Origin of the sequence: Chryseobacterium aquifrigidense (assembly GCF_006716485.1) — a bacterium.
GTDB classification, from domain to species: domain Bacteria; phylum Bacteroidota; class Bacteroidia; order Flavobacteriales; family Weeksellaceae; genus Chryseobacterium; species Chryseobacterium vietnamense.
In genome coordinates this window covers 499,047-517,999 of record NZ_VFPD01000002.1, presented here as the reverse complement: position 1 = coordinate 517,999, position 18,953 = coordinate 499,047, and the positions used below count along the sequence as shown (strand labels likewise).

19 protein-coding genes are annotated in these 18,953 nt (G+C 34.9%); 9 read left to right on the top strand and 10 right to left on the bottom strand.

All coding sequences use genetic code 11. From position 1 onward, the window contains the following. Nucleotides 1–15: 15 nt before the first annotated feature. From FB551_RS17430 to FB551_RS17405, 6 genes are all read right to left on the bottom strand, one after another. Nucleotides 16–3,111 carry a lantibiotic dehydratase gene (locus FB551_RS17430; protein ID WP_142018395.1) on the bottom strand — a complete coding sequence of 1,032 codons (3,096 nt, stop codon included), beginning with the start codon at nucleotides 3,109–3,111 and terminating at the stop codon, nucleotides 16–18. Between the two features lie 22 nt (nucleotides 3,112–3,133). Next, on the bottom strand, nucleotides 3,134–4,339 hold the full coding sequence (locus tag FB551_RS17425) for a lanthionine synthetase LanC family protein (protein WP_142018394.1): 1,206 nt from the start codon (nucleotides 4,337–4,339) through the stop codon (nucleotides 3,134–3,136). Between the two features lie 97 nt (nucleotides 4,340–4,436). Continuing rightward, nucleotides 4,437–4,736 (bottom strand): class I lanthipeptide, encoded by a 300-nt coding sequence (locus tag FB551_RS17420; protein ID WP_047427264.1) that lies wholly within the window; start codon nucleotides 4,734–4,736, stop codon nucleotides 4,437–4,439. A gap of 22 nt (nucleotides 4,737–4,758) precedes the next feature. Next, a complete protein-coding gene (locus FB551_RS17415) occupies nucleotides 4,759–5,040 on the bottom strand; it encodes a class I lanthipeptide (RefSeq protein ID WP_047427261.1) in 282 nt (93 codons plus the stop codon). A gap of 21 nt (nucleotides 5,041–5,061) precedes the next feature. Further along, nucleotides 5,062–5,340, bottom strand: coding sequence for a class I lanthipeptide (locus FB551_RS17410; protein WP_047427257.1), 279 nt, complete (start codon nucleotides 5,338–5,340; stop codon nucleotides 5,062–5,064). A gap of 17 nt (nucleotides 5,341–5,357) precedes the next feature. Beyond that, nucleotides 5,358–5,651, bottom strand: coding sequence for a class I lanthipeptide (locus FB551_RS17405; RefSeq protein WP_047427254.1), 294 nt, complete (start codon nucleotides 5,649–5,651; stop codon nucleotides 5,358–5,360). 644 nt (nucleotides 5,652–6,295) lie between these two features. Here FB551_RS17405 and FB551_RS17400 point away from each other — a divergent pair. The 3 genes from FB551_RS17400 (at nucleotide 6,296) to FB551_RS17390 (ending at nucleotide 8,850) form a co-directional block, all read left to right on the top strand. Next, a complete protein-coding gene (locus tag FB551_RS17400; protein ID WP_047427250.1) occupies nucleotides 6,296–6,727 on the top strand; it encodes a hypothetical protein in 432 nt (143 codons plus the stop codon). 65 nt (nucleotides 6,728–6,792) lie between these two features. Further along, nucleotides 6,793–7,785, top strand: a complete 993-nt coding sequence (locus tag FB551_RS17395) for an aspartate-semialdehyde dehydrogenase (protein ID WP_047427247.1) — start codon at nucleotides 6,793–6,795, stop codon at nucleotides 7,783–7,785. A gap of 57 nt (nucleotides 7,786–7,842) precedes the next feature. Next, complete coding sequence (locus tag FB551_RS17390) at nucleotides 7,843–8,850, top strand: cation diffusion facilitator family transporter (protein ID WP_142018393.1); 1,008 nt, start codon at nucleotides 7,843–7,845, stop codon at nucleotides 8,848–8,850. Nucleotides 8,851–8,867: 17 nt separating this feature from the next. On the opposite strand, the gene FB551_RS17385 is transcribed toward FB551_RS17390, so the two are convergent. Together FB551_RS17385 and xrtF are read right to left on the bottom strand one after the other, a co-directional pair. Further along, nucleotides 8,868–9,308 carry an exosortase F system-associated membrane protein gene (locus FB551_RS17385; protein WP_047427239.1) on the bottom strand — a complete coding sequence of 147 codons (441 nt, stop codon included), beginning with the start codon at nucleotides 9,306–9,308 and terminating at the stop codon, nucleotides 8,868–8,870. Beyond that, the gene (gene xrtF, locus FB551_RS17380) at nucleotides 9,295–9,825 is read right to left on the bottom strand and encodes an exosortase family protein XrtF (RefSeq protein WP_142018392.1); all 531 of its coding nucleotides are present in this window, start codon (nucleotides 9,823–9,825) and stop codon (nucleotides 9,295–9,297) included. The genes FB551_RS17385 and xrtF overlap by 14 nt, the downstream gene beginning before the upstream one ends. A gap of 229 nt (nucleotides 9,826–10,054) precedes the next feature. On the opposite strand from xrtF, the gene FB551_RS17375 reads away from it, so the two are divergent. The 6 genes from FB551_RS17375 to FB551_RS17350 all read left to right on the top strand — a co-directional run bounded on the left by FB551_RS17375 (nucleotide 10,055) and on the right by FB551_RS17350 (nucleotide 14,480). Next, nucleotides 10,055–11,074 (top strand): aminoglycoside phosphotransferase family protein, encoded by a 1,020-nt coding sequence (locus FB551_RS17375; protein ID WP_142018391.1) that lies wholly within the window; start codon nucleotides 10,055–10,057, stop codon nucleotides 11,072–11,074. An 86-nt stretch (nucleotides 11,075–11,160) separates the two neighbouring features. Then, nucleotides 11,161–11,577, top strand: coding sequence for a RapZ C-terminal domain-containing protein (locus tag FB551_RS17370; RefSeq protein WP_142018390.1), 417 nt, complete (start codon nucleotides 11,161–11,163; stop codon nucleotides 11,575–11,577). 68 nt (nucleotides 11,578–11,645) lie between these two features. Continuing rightward, nucleotides 11,646–12,359, top strand: a complete 714-nt coding sequence (locus FB551_RS17365; protein ID WP_142018389.1) for a nucleotidyltransferase family protein — start codon at nucleotides 11,646–11,648, stop codon at nucleotides 12,357–12,359. A gap of 9 nt (nucleotides 12,360–12,368) precedes the next feature. Further along, complete coding sequence (locus FB551_RS17360; protein ID WP_142018388.1) at nucleotides 12,369–13,121, top strand: LOG family protein; 753 nt, start codon at nucleotides 12,369–12,371, stop codon at nucleotides 13,119–13,121. A 58-nt stretch (nucleotides 13,122–13,179) separates the two neighbouring features. Next, nucleotides 13,180–13,650, top strand: a complete 471-nt coding sequence (locus FB551_RS17355) for a DUF6702 family protein (RefSeq protein ID WP_226798727.1) — start codon at nucleotides 13,180–13,182, stop codon at nucleotides 13,648–13,650. A 278-nt stretch (nucleotides 13,651–13,928) separates the two neighbouring features. Beyond that, nucleotides 13,929–14,480, top strand: a complete 552-nt coding sequence (locus FB551_RS17350; RefSeq protein WP_047427218.1) for an inclusion body family protein — start codon at nucleotides 13,929–13,931, stop codon at nucleotides 14,478–14,480. Between the two features lie 93 nt (nucleotides 14,481–14,573). Here the strand turns inward: FB551_RS17350 and FB551_RS17345 are convergent, their stop codons facing one another. Both FB551_RS17345 and FB551_RS17340 read right to left on the bottom strand, forming a co-directional pair. After that, complete coding sequence (locus FB551_RS17345) at nucleotides 14,574–15,998, bottom strand: DUF5689 domain-containing protein (protein ID WP_142018387.1); 1,425 nt, start codon at nucleotides 15,996–15,998, stop codon at nucleotides 14,574–14,576. Between the two features lie 25 nt (nucleotides 15,999–16,023). Then, nucleotides 16,024–18,900: a carboxypeptidase-like regulatory domain-containing protein gene (locus FB551_RS17340; protein WP_142018386.1), complete on the bottom strand. Its 2,877-nt coding sequence runs from the start codon at nucleotides 18,898–18,900 to the stop codon at nucleotides 16,024–16,026. Nucleotides 18,901–18,953: the final 53 nt, after the last annotated feature.

The window sequence follows — 18,953 nt, the reverse complement described above, 5'->3', positions numbered from 1 at the left end:
ATTTAAATAACAAATTTATACTTCAACAGATTTCCGTGCTTTAATTGACTGATATTTTTTTAATAAGAAAAAATAAATTTTAAATTCATTAAAGCGTTGCTTTTCTGTAAATAATCGATTCATACTCATGTGAATATAGCTGGACAAAACATTTAAATAATCATTTTCAACATTTCGTTTAACCTGGTCAATGATCTGTTTCAAATTTGATTGGTCAATAAGCTTTATTATATCTCCGTTGAGTTTTTCAGTAATTACAATATCCTTAATCCTTCTTTGCTCCTCATGTAAGGTATTTCTCATCATCTTATCTTTCGTGTACTCGAACTCCTTTGCATAATAATTAAACTGTTTTTCCAGAAAATGTAACCTTACCTCATCATTGAGATCAGCAAGATTAAGATAGTGTTCTGTCAGATAATAGCCTACTAAAAACAGATCCTGATAACTTATATTATTCTTGTATTTATATATTTTGTATATCAATGATGAATCATAATAAAACAGAGTTTCGGAATCAATAATATTTTTACCCCCATATCTTCCTAACTCTCTGACATAGGTATCCTGAACAATACTAGATACGTACCCTTTTCTAACCAACGGTGTCAATATACTGTTACAAGCTTTCATTATTTCAGAAAGGAACTCTAAATCATTTACGTACAAGCGTAATCTCAAATGCTGCTTGGGATCTGAATATCTTATAAAAAACCATTTTTCAACAATTCTTTTTTTAACAAATTTACTTTCAATACAGTCCGCAAGCTGGAGAAGTATTTTATTGATGAACTTAAAATCTATATAAATTTTAAGGTAAATCCACTGAGATCCTGGGATAAATACCCTGCTATTATAATCATCTTTAGTATTTAGCATCCTTTCTGCTGATATTCTTTTAGCGGGATACTTTTTATCCTTATTTATAAAAGGTACTATAATTTCTTTATGATAGACAGTATTTGCATGTTCATTCGTCTTCTCCCATAAACTCTCATATAAAGTAATATACTTATCTTTCTTATCAATAATTTTCCACAACATATCCATCCCTAAAGAAGTTGATATATCCAGGCAAATTGTATTATCTCCTTCCTTAAAGGTAACTAAATTATGAATACTTAATCCTTTCCTGATAACCTCAAACTTATTCTTGAAATCACTGAGGTTTTTACATTTTTTTAATCCTATAAATTTTTCATTTCTTATAATCCACTTTTTAGGCTCCAATACATAATTCCCGTACATCACTCTTGGAAAAGACTCTTCAACAGAGTCTATGATTCCCCAATCCCATACTTTAATATAGGGATTACCCTGATATTGCATATCGCATAAAAAATGATAGATAGGAAGACCACTCTTACTGAAGTTATGAGCATTGGATAAACGAGGCTTAATAGGCTTTTTTAGTTTTTCGGAAAATAAAAATATTTCATTATTTATCACCTGAATGTAAAGATCATCTACATTAATTTTCTGCTTTTCAGGAAGTACAGAATGAGCCAGATAAGGAATTTCATAGTCTCCAAAATGAGGTCTTGCAATTACATTTCCAGCTCTTGCTTGCGGTAAATGAATAATCTCAGCATAAATATAATTTTTGTCCAGTTCTTCATGCTCATGAACTAATGTACTTAGGTTATTATAAACATTATCATGCGAGGAACAAAAACGTCCCATAAGATTATTTCCCAAAGAACTTGATAGAGATGCAATGTGAATGAGATCCTCCTCCTTGCGGGGATAGATTTTTAAAAAGAAATTAATATGTGGGAGATCAGCTGGTACAGTGTCATTGAAATGGGTCTTTATATCAATTTTATCAATAGTGATCTGCTCTTTATTATGTTTTAAATATTCGTGGTATTTGTGTAAAACAAAAGTTGTCAGTTTATTATTATCATTTTTTTTTCCATTATCATAATAATCCCTGGTACTTTTGGCATTTTTGTAACCAATCCCCAGTTCTCCGTCTAAAACCTCTGCTAATTTAACCTTTCTATCTTCATATCGTTCTTTGAATGCTCTTTTAAAAACCTCAAACCAGGAATTTTGAGAAGGGGGTGTAGAGAATTTAGAAACAATACCGATTAAACCTTTTAATTCTTTCTTTGTGTCTATACTAAAAGTCTGATCATCTTTTAAATCTATAACATCAAGTTGTATCAAATTCTTTTCTGGTATTCCGGGCAATATAGTAGTAATATTTCCATGGATTTGTTTATACAGGTCTATGTTTGACTGACTGCTGTTAACCTGAAGCAATAATCTTTTTACTTTTAATAAAACATTTCTGATTTCTGAGATTTTATCGTTGATCCCATTTTCATATAGGTTTTCGAGAAATTCTAACAGAATATCAAAATAATCTTTCCCTGAGACATTGATATCCAGATTACTTGTTAAAACTTTGTTGAGAATTAACCCATTAATATAGTTAGTCAATTCTACTTTTGAAACATCATATTTATTTAATAATTTCTCAACCAACAAAGGATAACTTATACCTGTTCGGGCGATCTTAATAATATATGCCAGTACTTCGTTAGACTCTAAAGACACAAGATGATGAGTCAGATTCATCTTCTTTAATCTATATTCCACATACCTGTAGGCTCCACCTGCTTTATATAAACTATTATTTACTCTATAGGTTAAAAAATCTTGTACACCTTCAAGTTTTGAAATATAATCTCCTATTTGATATTGTACTTCCATATCAAGGCGAGGAAAATATTGTAGTGAAGGTAGTATTTCTTTATTTTCTTTCTGTTCATTATAGGTACCTTGACTAAAATTTGCAAATAACCCAAATGGAGTACAGCGACTTGTAGATCTTATGTAATATTTGGCTAAAGAATGAAGCAGTTTTTTTCTGTCTTTATCTGTGAAGTTCTCAGGATTTTCAGAGTATTTTAATGTTTCATTATATAGAATATCAGACGCCAGATATAATGCCTCATTTAATTGATAGTTCTCAGAAAATTCTTTAATGAGATATTTAAGAATCTCTTTATCATCATAAGTTGCAGAGATTTTATAAAATTTAAAAAGATTTTTCAAAGGCAGAAGCGGCTGCCTTATTGCGTAAAAATTACTTTCGTACATTGTTGTTTATATCAAAAAAGAATTACATTAATAACACATCACCCCATTTAATATCAGGATCTATTAATGAAAGTAAAGATAATCCGACACCACTAAGCCCTTGCAAAAACCCAAAATCGTTATAATACCCTCGCTCATTGTGCCATGCACAATGCCCGCTTGCATACTTTTCTTCTTCGGAATGAATCATTTCAAGAGTTATATTCTTCCAATATTCTATTGCTTCAGAATAATCCGTTTCTCTATTAAGATAAGAAAACTTATTAAAAATATGCATTACACCTGCTGCTCCATGGCAAACTGCAGCATCTTTAATGCTATTGAGACTAAGATCTCTTTTCGATGCTGAAAAATTAATACAATCTAAAGCTATCTTTTTAAAATCTTCATTTTGAATGACCTGTCCAACATCCCACAACGAAACCCCCATTCCCAAATCTCCATAACACCATCCCAGCCGGGCGCCCCTGCTCATATTTTTTTCTATACCTTCAACCGCAGATGTCATCGTAGGAAAAAGCGAATTTTTTCTTATATTAAATTTAAAATCCAGCATTGCAAAGGTTGCTTCACTTAATAATTTCTTCAATTCGCTGCTAGAATTCAGCTTATAAACCTTCGATAAAACAGATACAATAGCTGGTTGCCCATGTGAAAGTCCGAAATTGATTGTCTCATCATACCTTTTACCTTCGCTTACATTAAACGAAGGCCAATAGGGCTTATTATAGATTGTCGTTTTAGTAGCGGAAGACAGTTTGGAAGTTATATCTTCTATATAGCCGTTTGTATCATTAGCTCCTTCTGTAAAGTAGTATAAAGCTCCAATAGCTCCATGTAGAAAATCATAATTGTCCCTGTTTATTTCTTCGATTGCAAAATGATAAATATACTCGTCCAGATCAGATAATGCATCTTCTACTTCAAAATCAATAAAATCTTCTTTATGAAGAAATTTTAATAACCATCCCAAACCTGAAGCTCCAGTACTGAATCTGTAATTTTTATATTTTATACTATCTTTAATGCCTTCAAGAATATGATCAATCAATATATTTCCTTTATCTACACTTATAGGATCATTAAAAATTTTTCCATAATAAAAATAAAAAAGACAAATACCTCCTAACTCATGTAATACTCCGGGAAGATATGATTGCTTATGCAGATATAATTGATCTATTTTACTTTTTATATTTGTTATTTCTTTTATCAAATTCTCCATCATAAAATTAATTCGTCTTTTATACAAATATAAACACGGATAACTTTTCAATAAAGATAAAAAGCTATCCGCGTTTATTTTAACCTTAAATAATTAAATATTAGGTTCTGTCGTCACACATTCCGGATCCGTCTTGTGTAAAGCAATCCATTGTGATATCTGTAACGCAGGCCATATCATCAGTATCGTTCATAGTACAGCCCCCATAGGTGCAATCTTCGTCTGTGCAGTCATTTGTGTTACAACCGTCTGTTTGATCACATGCATTTCCAGGACATTGACTAAGGTCTACCGTAATGACGGCTCCACCTCCTCCCATAATTTTTTGAGATTCGTCTTGTGAGAGGTTTAGGATATCTTCCTTATTAATTTCTAGTTTGATAATTTTCTTCTTTCCCATGTTTATGATACTTAGTTTTTAATTAAGTTCTCACACAATCTCCATGAAAACCAGTATCCTGACACCATCCGGATTCACAATTCCCTCCACTACTTAAGTTACACATTTCTGTATCCTGAACTGTATTATCCCAACAATCATAGGTAGGTTCAATACAACCAACAGTGCAGCGTACATTCTGAGATTCAGGACATTGATCTTCAGTATTCAGACCACCACCTACTATTCCATAAGCCTCTTTTTCAGATAAATTAAGAATGTCTTCTTTGTTAATCTCTAATTTGATGATTTTTTTCTTTTTCATAGTTTAAATTTAGTTCGTATTTTAAGTTCTAGTTCCATTACATTGAAATACATCTCCTGTATAACAGTTTCTATCGTCACTCACTCCGCAAGCGCCATCACAACTATCCATCCCTTCTGTATACCCCTGACAGCCTTCTTCTGTACGATTACAGTCATCTGGCAATGTTAGTTGTTGACACGTATCACCATTATCATACGTTAAAGTATCTCCTCCTCCAATAATTTTTCGAGATTCGCTCTGTGAGAGGTCAAGAATATCCTCTTTATTAATTTCTAGTTTAACGATTCTTTTTTTCATATCTTAACTAGTATTAATTACGTTCTTTCACAAGTGAAATCAAAAGTTCTGTCACAGTCTCTTGTAACATCAGTGATACAGGCCATATCATCTGTTTCATTCATAGTACAACCCCCATATGTACAATCTTCATCTGTACATTCATTTGTGTTGCAACGCTCTGTCTCATCACATACATTTCCCGGACACTGGCTAAGATCTACAGTAATTACTGTCCCTCCTCCACCTAAAATTTTCTGGGATTCATCGTGTGACAAATTAAGGATGTCTTCTTTGTTAATCTCTAATTTGATGATTTTTTTCTTTTTCATAGTTATTTTAGACTTTGTAAATCAAATATACATTTATTTCCGAATAAAACACATTATATTTCATTAACAATACACCAAATAGTGTCTAATCCTTTTGTTGGCCGTTACTCGTTCAGTAATTCATAAAAATTCAAAGATCATTGTACACTTAATAAAAATGTCATGCGATTATTTCTAACAAGAATAATATGTATTCTTCTGACTTCAATCCCTTAAACATCCTACAAAACAGACAGTAAATTTACATCAGAATAAGAAAGTATTAGAATGTCAAAAGGACAGGTTATCCAAAAATTTGAAAACCTTATAAATCTGCAGTTACAGAAACAACATCTTGATTTTATAAAGAAATTTTCAATGTGAGAAATAGCTAAAATCACCAATAGTTTACTTTAAAAAAGAAAAAAATTAAATTTCCTGAATAAGGTAAGGAATCTGAAAATACCTCAATGACAATTGTAACCGATCAACTTAAATAAATGCATGCCTCATCGCTTCAACAAAATTCATTCAAAATTCGAAAGAACGATATCTACTACATTATCATTCAACTTCTAATAAAATCATAATATTAGATTTTCTCAATATCAATCCCGGCTTTGAGCCGGGATTTTTGTTATCTTTGTGTACAAAAAAATAGGATTATGGATTTTTACAACATTTTACTTAATGCCCACAAAGGTTTCGGGTATCTTGAAATTCTTTTGGTAGCATTATTTATCATTGCACTTTTAGCTACCATGTTTGGTTTCAGTGGAAAAGTGAACAAATTTTTGAAGAAAACAACTCTATTCACAATGATTTTCTTCCACGTTCAGTTTTTATTGGGAATCATTATGTTGATCACAACGTTCAGCAAAGGATTAAACATGGGAGAAGTAATGAAAAATGCAGCATTGAGATTTCAATATGTTGAACACCCATTCTCTATGCTTATTGCAGCAGTTTTGATGACCATTGTCAACAAAAAAGTAAAATCCAATGATACTATTTCTTTAGGAGTAGTGATTATGGGACTGATTGCAGTAGGTTTATTTGCATTCGCGTTCCCTTGGACAAGAGTCTTCGGGGCATAAAAAGACAAAGAAATTATATGCGTTATAATTTATAAATAGTTTAATCTTAAATTTTTAATTAATCAATGAAAGTAGCTGTAGTAGGTTCAACAGGAATGGTTGGACAAGTTATGCTTAAAGTTTTGGAGGAGAGAAACTTCCCTGTAACAGAATTAATCCCGGTAGCATCCGAAAGATCTGTAGGCAAGAAGGTGAAGTATAAACAGAAGGAATTTACTATTGTAAGCATGAAGGACGCTATAGCTGCCAAACCGGATATTGCTATCTTCTCTGCAGGAGGTTCTACTTCTCTTGAATTCGCGCCTTTATTTGCAGAAGCAGGAACAACAGTCATTGATAATTCTTCTGCATGGAGAATGGATCCTGATAAAAAATTAGTCGTTCCTGAGATCAATGCTGATGTTTTAACGAAAGAAGATAAAATCATTGCAAATCCGAATTGTTCTACCATCCAATTGGTAATGGTTCTTGGACCTTTGAACAAGAAATATGATTTAAAAAGAGTAATTGTTTCTACCTATCAGTCTGTAACAGGAACAGGTAAAGCAGCTGTAGACCAATTGAACGGTGAAATCAGCGGAGACGATTCTACTGAAAAAGTATATCCTTATCAGATCTTCAAAAATGCATTGCCACACTGTGATGTATTTGCTGATGATGATTACACCAAAGAAGAGATCAAACTGATGAAGGAGCCTAAGAAGATTTTAGGAGATGATACTTTTAACTTAACAGCAACCGCTGTAAGAGTACCGGTTCAGGGAGGACATTCTGAAAGTGTAAACATCGAATTCGAAAATGAATTTGAACTGGACGAAGTAAGAAAAATCTTATCTGAAACTCCGGGTGTCATTGTAATGGATGATGTAAAAAACAACCACTACCCGATGCCGCTGTACTCAGAAGGAAAAGACGAAGTTTTCGTTGGAAGAATCAGAAGAGATCTGTCACAGCCCAAGACGCTCAACCTCTGGATCGTTGCAGACAATCTGAGGAAAGGAGCAGCAACAAACGCTGTACAAATTGCAGAATACCTTGTAGCAAACAACTTAGTATAAACTAACAAAATAAAAAGAGTCTCAGAATTGAGATTCTTTTTTTTATCAAACACAATTATGAATACCCAGAAAAATGCCCATAAAGAGAAAATAGGATTTCAAAAGCTCATTGCAACATTCGGAATCATCCTTTTTGTTGGAAAAATTATTGCCTGGAAGCTCACCAATTCCGACGCTGTATTTTCCGATGCTATGGAAAGTATTGTCAATGTCATCAGTGCGTTCATGGGATTGTATTCTCTCCATCTTGCAGCCAAACCTAAGGATGAAGACCACCCTTACGGGCATGGAAAAGTAGAATTCGTTACTTCCGGTATTGAAGGAGCACTTATCGCTATTGCCGGCGTTATGATCATTTATGAAGGGGTCCATAGTCTTATTGTTGGAAAAACGCTGAGTAAAATTGATCTTGGAATATGGATTATTGCAGCCACTGCTGTTATTAATTATCTGCTGGGATATATCTCTATAAAAAAAGGGCAAAGAGAGAACTCTCTGGTTCTTATTTCATCCGGTAAACATCTTCAGTCCGATACCATTACCACCCTTGGCGTAGTGGCCAGCTTAATCATTGTTTATTTTACCAAAATCTATTGGCTCGATTCCGTAGTAGCATTAAGTTTTGGACTTTATATCATATTTGTAGGCTATAAAATCGTCCGAAAATCATTAAGTGGTATTATGGATGAACAGGATCCTGAAATATTAAATCAGGTGATTAAGATCCTTGAAGAAAACAGACATGCAGAATGGATTGATGTCCACAATATGAAAATTCAGCAATTCGGATCTTCTCTGCACATTGACGCCCATATAACACTTCCCTGGTATTATGATCTTCGTGATGCTCATGGTGAAATGGAAAAAGTCATTATTCTTCTTGCCAGAAATATTAAAAGAAGTATTGAGTTCAATTTCCATATGGATGACTGTAAACCGATTTCATGCCCGGTATGCCAGATCAAAGACTGCCCTGTCCGCGAAAAAGATTTCATCAAACGTGTAGAATGGACACCGGAAAATGTTACCAGCGTGGATAAACATATAATCATTGAAGGAGAATAATCAAATCGGGTCTTACTTTATCTGCTTTCTTTAGTAATCATCTGCTTTCTGTAATAGAACATCGGAACAATCAGAAGTATAATCAACGGCTGGATTACAAATCGTCTCATATAAAAAGAAAAAAGATATCCTATTTCAAATTTGCTGTGAATACAGTAGAGATAGATCGGGAAAGTAATGGCAAAGACCACAATCATCATCACTGCTCCCTGTATCGTCCATTCTTTATTTTTGAATAATCCGTAAATAATCAGGCAGGAAAAAAAAAGATTTAAAATAAATCTGAACACATGTCCGGCAATCAGTCTACCCCATTCAAAGGCAGGGAATTCTATATTTTTATTGGCTTCATGAAAATAGTCTAAGAAAGGATCATAAAAAATAGTATCCTCCAGAACCCTTACACTTATCAATCCGCAGATTCCTGCGATAACCAAAAGCCAGCTAAGAATTTTCATGTTTTAAAGCAAAAAATTTAATCCAGATTAACCACAGTAAAACTACACTTCCGTAAATAACAGCAGGGAAAATAAAATCATGAAATATCTTTCCATATTCCTTATAATCAACCATTACTATATTCAATCCGACAATTCTAAGGAGATTCATAATATACAGTAAAACCAATCCTACTGCAACAAAAACGAAAGTCTTTACTCCCTTATAAAAGGCAAAAACAAAAGACACAAATAGAATGATGACAGAAACGGCATTGCATCCTTCCACCATTCTCGTCACATAATTGTGTTTTACATAAAACCAAACCTGTTCGTTCTTTACATCATCATAAAGTTCTGTAGGATAACCTATTGCATTCTGTAAAGACGTTACCTGACGGGCAATCAGCCTTGAAAACGAATCCAACCCGGAATCTTTACCACTGTTCAAGTAGAACTGATAAGCGAAAAGCAACACCAGGTAAATAACAATAAAGCGCAATAAAATACCTAAAACAGGTTTAAAGTCTTTCAGCATACTGCAAAGATAAAAATTAGCCTGTAATATCCTGAATTTGAACAAAGAAAGTTAAAAACAAGCAATCAAACTTAACGTTATTCACACAGAATACTTAAAAATTTTCGCTAAAAAATTTAATAATATCAAAATTATTCAGTGCTATTATCACACTCTTTACCCCCAATTGATCAGTTCTTTAAACGATCATTTCCAACTCATGTTAATTTAGTATATTTGTTTCCATATTATGACTTCTGAAAACGCAAAACGATTTTTTGAAAACCATTTAGGTAAAAAATCTTCCGAATTCGTCACATTAGCTCAAAGCGGATCTGCGAGGGTAAATTTTCTGGCCACTGCCGGTACTGAAAAATACATCATCACGTACAATGAAAATATTCCGGAAAATGATAGTTTTCTTTATTATTCTGAAGTATTCTCAGACCTGAACCTTAATACACCCTCCATCCTTGCTGTTTCAGATGACAGGAAAATGTATATTCAGGAATTTTTGGGACAACATACTCTTTCTGAAGTGATTGCTAAAGAACAACTGTCTTCCACTGTAAGATCTTTGGTACAGCAGACTTTAAAAAAGCTTTACCAGCTTCAGGTGCAGACGCAAGGTAAAATTGATTTTTCAAAAACCTTTGAATATGAAAGCTATGATGAACTTCCCGTGATTCATGATTTGTATTACTTTAAAAATTTTGTCGCCGATTTTCTGGAACTTGAATACAACAAATCTACACTCCTTAAAGAATTCAAAAAAATTGCAGCCCTTATTGAAAACCTTGAACCCAAAGGAATTATGATCCGCGATTTTCAGGCAAGAAATATCATGGTCAACGAGAAAAATGAAGTTTCTTTCATCGATTACCAATCGGCAATGAAAGGTCCTTTAATGTATGATGTCATCTCGTTTCTATTTCAGGCGAAAGCAAATTTCCCCGAAGATTTCAAACAGGAAATGCTTGAGTTTTATATTCAGCAGTTCGAAAACCATCAAACAAGAATGCAGCTGAAAAACGCAGTGATGCCAATTCAAATGATGAGATTTTTACAGGTTTTGGGAGCCTATGGATTCAGGGGATTAATTCAGAGGAAACAACATTTCATGGCCAGCCTTGAAAAAGGAATTGAGAATATTACACAATTTGCAGACTCATGGGAGCAGATGAATGATTATCCTGAACTGAAAAAAGTAATTCAGCAGCTGATTTCAGAGAGAGCAAAGCAAAAAATCGAGGAAATATTAAATAACTAAGTCTTCGACTCCGCTCAGACAGACAGAAACGAAATAAAATACTTCAATATGACTAAATAAGCCTTAATGGTTTAAAAATAAAAAATATGCTACACATCGAGATACACAGTTTTTCCTACAAAAAAGGAGGAATTCCCAAAGATAATTCCGGAAATGGTGGAGGCTTCGCTTTTGACTGCCGTGGAATTTTAAATCCCGGAAGAATTGAAGAATATAAAATCCAGACCGGAAATGACATCGGAGTTCAGGAATATCTTGAAACAAAAACGGAAATGCCAAAGTTTTTAGAACTGGTAAAATCTATTGTTTCCATCAATATTAACAACTATCTGGAAAGAGGTTTTGAGCATCTTCAGATTAATTTCGGATGTACCGGAGGACAACACAGATCGGTATATTGTGCCATAAAAATTGCAGAATTCATCAAGGAAAAATATCCTGAAGGAACCGAAATTACCCTTCAACACGATGAACAACCGCAACTGAATATTAGTAATCAGTAATGAGCAATAAGTAATTTTGATTACATTTATATATTACTCATTACCCATCACTCATTACTTATACTATTATGAAAGCTTTAATTTTCGCAGCAGGCAAAGGGACCAGACTGAAACCGTTTACAGATCACCATCCAAAAGCATTGGCTAAAGTGAATGAAATTCCGCTTCTGGAAAGAAATATCAAATACCTTAAAAGTTTCGGAATTACGGATTTTGTTATTAATATTCATCATTTTGGAAATCAGATTGTTGATTTTTTGAATAAAAACAATAGTTTCGGATGTAAGATTGAAATCTCTGATGAAAGCAACGAACTGCTGGAAACAGGTGGCGGCTTGATATTTGCAAGAAAATTTTTAGATCACGGAGAAGATTTTTTAATCTTGAACGCTGATATTCTAACGGACTTGAATATCAATACACTGGTAGAATACCACAAAAAGATAAAAGATTTTGCTACTTTAGCGGTTTCGGACAGAGAAAGTTCGAGAAAACTCCTTTTCAATGATGATATGGTTTTGAGAGGCTGGCTGAATGTACAAACCGGAGAACAAAGGCTGGCAGAATTCAATAAAGGCTTTAGAGCCCTTGCATTCAGTGGAATTCACTGTATCAATCCTGTCATCTTCGAAAAAATAAAAAGAACAGGCAAATTCTCTGTTATGGAAGAATATCTGGATCTGATGCAGACCGAACATATACATGGTTTTGTACACGACAGTATTCTTATTGATGTTGGGAGACCGGCATCCATACTAGAAGCCGAAAAACATTTTAAATAATTTTTTGCAATGGAAATTGATGGAACCAGGGATGAAAGTTTAGTAAATCCAGAACTTGATAGTAACGAAACAAAACTTCACAACAGTTTCAGACAAAAAACCTGGGACGAAACAATCACCAAAGACAGCTGGATGGTCTTCAAGGTCATGGCTGAATTTGTAGACGGTTATGAAAAACTGGCTAAAATTGGCCCATGTGTTTCTATATTTGGATCTGCGCGACTGAAGCCGGAGAATAAATACTATGAAATGGCTGTAGATATTGCTGAAAAAATTACCAGGTTGGGTTTCGGTATTATTACCGGAGGCGGCCCGGGAATTATGGAGGCAGGAAATAAAGGAGCATTCAATGCAAAAGGGAAATCTATAGGACTTAATATTGATCTGCCTTTTGAACAGCATTTCAATCCTTACATCAATAAATCCTATTCCATGAATTTTGATTACTTTTTCGTGAGAAAAGTAATGTTTGTAAAATACTCTCAGGGTTTCGTAGTGATGCCTGGCGGATTTGGAACACTGGATGAACTTACTGAGGCGATGACTCTGATTCAGACCAATAAAATCGGAAAATTTCCTATTGTTTTAGTAGGAAGTGAATTCTGGGGAGGATTACTGGATTGGTTTAAGGCAACTCTGTTAAAAGAAGGAATGATTGCGGAAGATGATCTTGATCTTTATCGTGTGGTAGATACTGCTGATGAGGCTGTAGCACATATTAAAGCCTTTTATGATAAATATTCTGTGAATGTAAATTTTTAATTGGCATATTATTTGTGACTTATAACAAACAACTATGATTGTAAATCTATTAATTAAGATGAAAAAACTTTTATATATATCAGGAATTTTAACATTTTTTGTGTTAATGAGTTTTATGTATGTAGACTTTTTCTCTTCAATGACCAAAGTTGACTATATTGATGGAAGCAAGACATTGAAGTTTACCACAAAAATGAATACAAGCCATATCTCTGACGCGATTAAAATCAACCCGAATACGGCAGGATTTGAAGCAGAGGTAAAAAAATATGTGAACAATAATTTTGATGTATTTGTCAATGGGTCTCCCAAAACGATTACCTTCACGGGAAGTCAGGTCAGTGGAGAAACTGTATGGGTATATTTTGAAACCGGAGGTGTTTCGGATATTAATACCTTAAAGATTAAAAATACGATCCTTTTAAGCGCTTTTCCTAAGCAGATCAATCTGGTAAACATAGCCTATAAAGGCAGCCAGAAAACAATGAACTTCCAAAGAGGAAAAGAAGTGAACGAGGTTTCTTTTTAAATGAAAATTAGATTTAACCATTATAAAAATGGGTACCCTGAAAAGCTGAACTTTTCAGGGTATTTTTTTTGCAGCAATAAAAAATCACTTCAAAGAGATTAATTAAGTACAAATACCTAATCCAAAATTTCAGCATTTCCACTCTAAGATTTTCATTTTCAGACATGTACATTTGTACTGTAATTACAACCCAATCAGTGAAGCCGTATCACTTTAATAACGGGGCGGAATCTGAAAAGCCCAATGAGTAAGAAAACACCAATCAAAAACTAAATATCATGGAAGATATAGAACTAAAATCATCCAGTCAGGAAATTGATGTCCTGATCGTTATTGACACGGATTATGTAAGACAAACTTATAAAAACCCAAGTACAGACCCTAATAATCCTACAGGAATTGATCATAACAGCCAGCATATGATCGTTTCGAATGCCAACGCTATTTCCGGACAAGGTACAGCTGATTTGAATTTCAGTGCAAGAGCCGGGGATATTGTTTCTTTCAGAGGAACATCAATATACCAAAACTCCGATGATGCAGTAATCATCTATAATATTAAGTACTGGTCAGGTGATCAGGTTTTTAACAGTTTTATATACAATTCAGTGGAAAGAAAGCAGGCCGCTGTGCCTAATTTGAATTCTCAGAATGGTCTTCCTGCTGCTAGTGCAGATATCACTTTTGCAAGTATCGACTCTAAAGTAAAAGCTACAGGAACAGAGAATTTCTATGTACAGTTTGGACTTTATATTTTAGATCCAAGTAATAGTAACAAACAGATTCTGTATGGATACTTTTACTGGGATCCAACAATTACGGTTAAATAAACGCAAGTAAATCCCGTATAAATAAAAATCGGGCAGCTTAAAAAGCTGCCCGATTTTTATAAATGTATGAGAAATATATTTGATCCTGATGTATTACTCAATTTTGATGTTATCGATCTGAAGGTCATATACACCATCCTTTCCAGTTTTAAGGGCAAACATTGGTTTTCCAGCGGTAGTATTAAGATCGGTAAGACCTGTAAGCGTAAGCTCAATCAGCCTCCATTGTCCGTTCGTGTTGATAGATCCGTTATATGAATTTGTACTTTCCGGGCTTAAAGTAGCACCTGTAGAGAATGTTGCTAAATTAAATGTATAGAAAGCAGATGTATTAGGAGCCAATGGTGTTGCTCTGTATACATTGAAAGAAAGTGATTTTCCTGACGCCGTACCTTTGATATACATGGTAATTCTCTTCGGAGCTGCTGGTATTCCAGATGCAGCATTCGCTGTAAATACATAATCATTATTGGCAGGTGTACCTTTAATCTGAAGGGAGTTTGTACCATTATACCCCAAACCAATACCTTGAGATGCATAAGACATAAGCCCAAAGCTATTTAAACTTGACAGGAAAGATGGCCAGTTTTCAAAATCAGAGCTAGGGAAAAGATTGACAGCATTAGCAGATGGAAGTTCCGGCTCACCAGGAGTGAATCTGGCGTTCGGGAAATTAATATCGTTAAGATCTCTTATATAAGCCTGGTCTGTGAAAATCGTTGCATTACTTGAGCTGGTAAAACGGCTTAGTAGAAGAACGATATCACCGCTTTTTTCATATTTAGGAGAGATTGGAGATTTTGCAAAAGTTGAATAGTTACTGAAACGAAGATCTAATCTTCCTGCTTTTTTATCTGTAATATAACGGTCACCTGTAGTGGATTCGTCAGCAAAAGTTTTCGTCAGTTCAGGCTCTTCAAACTGAACATTTTTAATTTTTACAAGCTGATTGATGTGAGCACCATTCTTCAAAGCATCAGAAATAGAATTGAACTCCAATGGCTTCATTGTAGCTACTACAGGCTTTTGTCCGTCACAAACTCTTGCCATGTAATTGGATAATTTATTGGGGTTGATTCTACCGATAGGATAATTAGGATCAAAAGAACCTACTTTAATGTTCCCATTAATACCTTGAACAATCAATCCTTTCAGGTTAATTCTTACTAAGGACCCGGTAGGATAATCAAGATACTGGTTTCCACCATCGATGTCAATTTCAATCCCTTGTGTTGGGTTTTCAGGCTTATCCTGAAGGAACATCATTTTATAGATATTTCCTGATTCATCACTTGAAGAGATGTAGGCTTCAACAATATAATCTTCTTTAATGATATCGGCTTCAGTTGGTTTTACTTTTGCAATAACAGCAAGATCAGTTAACGGGTGATTAGCTGCTGCAAATTTGTTGGTACATTTGATTTCCGGTAATTCATAATCATCAGTTTTTACACAAGACGAGAATGTCAGCATTGAAATAGCACTAAATATCGCCGCTTTAAAATATATATTTTTCATTGTTTTCGATTTTTAATTTTAGTTTTTAGAATCTGAATTGAAGGTTAACAAAATAAGATCTACCCTGGTTATACCAATATTTTGGAGCGAATACCATGTTTCCGCTGTCGTAATCATTCTTATAATCAATATAGTTAACGTTTCTGGTCTGCTCAAACCCTCCTGTAATATAATTTCTGTTATTAAGGATATTATTGACAGATCCGGATACCAATACATAATATTTGCCAATCATCCAGGACTTCCCTGCGTTGACATTGAAAAAGAATGCCGAAGGAAGCTTTGTAGGCGTAAGTACTCTTGCAAGCTCTTCATCATTTACAATGTCATATGGGACTCCCGGTGTGCCAGGATTCGTATAGAACCTGTCTGTTCTGGTTACAGGAGACGGATCCAGGAAGGACTGCCCGAAGTAGTTCCATGTTGCTCCTACCCACCAGTATTTAGGGCTGCTGTAACGAAGACCCAGTGTATATGCTTCCTGAGGAGTACCTCCTTGTCTGTAGTTTTTAAGCGTTGCTTCCCCCATGTTGGTATAAGATCTTGAGACGATATTTCCGTTTCCATCAAGTTCTCTGAAGGTTCCAACTGCGTCAGATGCAAAATAAACCGTAGGATTGTTAGTATAAGTATATTGTCCTACACTTAGTAACCCACTGGCAGTTAAGGTAGGAGTTACCTTCACCTGTGCACCAAGCTCAATTCCCATATTTCTCTTATTGGCTCCTGCCAACACCTGCGTAATGAAAGCTCCATCCTGAACCGGAGCCTGCTCACCGCTCTCCGTAAGGTTTGTCAGTTTAATTCCCTGTGCGAAATATCTTTGTACACTTGTTTCGTTTTGAGTATTAACAAGGTAACCTGTCAGTCTAAGTTTAACAATCGGAGTAGAGATTACATAGCTCAGGTCGTTGGCATCAACAACAACGTTTTTGATTCCCGGAGTGGTAACACCACTTACTCTGGTATTAAAATAAATATCATTTAAGAAAGGAGACTGTGAGAAGTAAGCTCCGTTGTAAACCAGAAAGTTTCTCCCGTTGATCTTATATGTAACCTGACCTTTAACCCCTGCATTCCAGAAGTTCTGGTCTGCTCCTTTTCCATAAGAAGACTCATACAGATAGTGTTGGAATAACCCTTCTCTGCTGTTCGTTGTATATCCGAATAATCCGGAGATAAAAACATCAAATTTTCCTGTGGAGAATTTGAAAGCAGGATTTATTTTGAATTCCTGTCTTCTGAAAATATAGCTGTACCCGATTTTATCACCTTCTCTTTTAGCAACATCAGTATCGCTTTCCCTTGTATTGAATTTACCCCAAACACTTCCTGCATTGGTATTGGATGCAAACGGATCCATATTCAGCGCAAAATCAGCACCTAACAAATCATTTACCTCCCTGTACTGCTCAGATCTGTAATTCTGGTAAGATAGGTTTAAGATAAAACGGGAAGTATCGGTGAAGTTATATGTATAATGAGTAGATACATTCCATACTTTATCATCTTTTACATCGTCCACAAGATAATAAGCGGCTCTCCTTCCACCAAGTAACGCATTGTATTCTACGTTTCTGTTGGCATTATAAAGATTATCCCAATTGATCTGTGTATGAGACTGGTCATCATTCGTCCACCAATCTCTCGTAATCCCGATGTTGGCAGCTTGTTCCGGTGACGGATCTTTATAGTTTAACCAATAGCTTGGCAAGTTACGGTAGTAAGTTGGTGACGGGTTATTGGCTTTGTACCAATCCAGTCTTGAACTGTACTCTTTCCCAAACTGATAAGAAACTGATGTCCAAAGCTGAGAGTTTTTATTGATTTTCCAGAAATCCTGCAATTGGATCATAGGCTGGAAACCTCTTTTTACTCTTTCATTTCTTTTATCTCCGTTTTGCCATCCCCAATAAGAGTTATAATGAACTCCTCTGAAGTCATATACTTCCTGAGTACTTGGACTTGAAGAGCTTCTGGCATATTTAGAACCTATGGCATTCAGGGTCATGGTATGGCTATCACTGAATTTCTTTTCAATACCGATATATCCACTGTATGCATCATAAGCTGTACCATCCTGAATCCCTTCCTGTGCCCATCTCCTTGCGATCATTCCTGTAAATGCCCATCCGTTCTTATTCATTCCGGATGAAAATCTGTAAGATAATCTGTTGGTATAATTTCTGTTGGTCAGAGAGTACGTCAGCTGGCTTCCTTTTCTGTACTCACTGGCTCTGGTATTCTTATAAAATACTCCGGTAGTTCCTCCGAAAGCATATTCTGAAGGTGCATGGTTAACTGCAATTTCCGGGTAACGGGTAATTTCGTTCAATCCTCCCCAGGTACTGAAGTCTACATCTCCATTATCTGCAGCGGCCATAGAAACCCCATTGATCATATTCTCACCTGTTCTGCTATCAATTCCTCTTGGACGGAACCAGTACGGTCCTAAATCGAAACTTGCAATTCTGTTGAATACATCCTGAGAAGACTGTAGTAATCCTACTGTTGCAGTTTGTTGTGCGCCACCGCTATCACTTTCTCCCGAGTCTTCTATGATAGCCAACCCCTGATCTGCACCGTTCAATGCCGAATAAAGAGTAATTACTCCAAGATCTTTTCTCTTCTCATCACTGGTTACATCAAATTCAAAAATTTTAGTTTCAAAATTGGGTTTTGTAACCATAATCTGATAATGTCCAGGCATCAAATCTTTAAATTGGAAATATCCGATTTTGTCTGCCTTTGCATCATTTCCTGCTCCTTTTAAATCTACATTTGCTTGCTCAACAGGCTTACCGTCTGCATCCTTAAGATACGCAAACACAGTTGTCTGCGCGTAATAATACGACGCAGGCAGCAAAGTAAATAAAGAGATCAATGATAATTTTTTAATCATGAGTATATTTATTTTTTAATACTTTTATTGTTAATTTTCAACAGTTTAAAAGT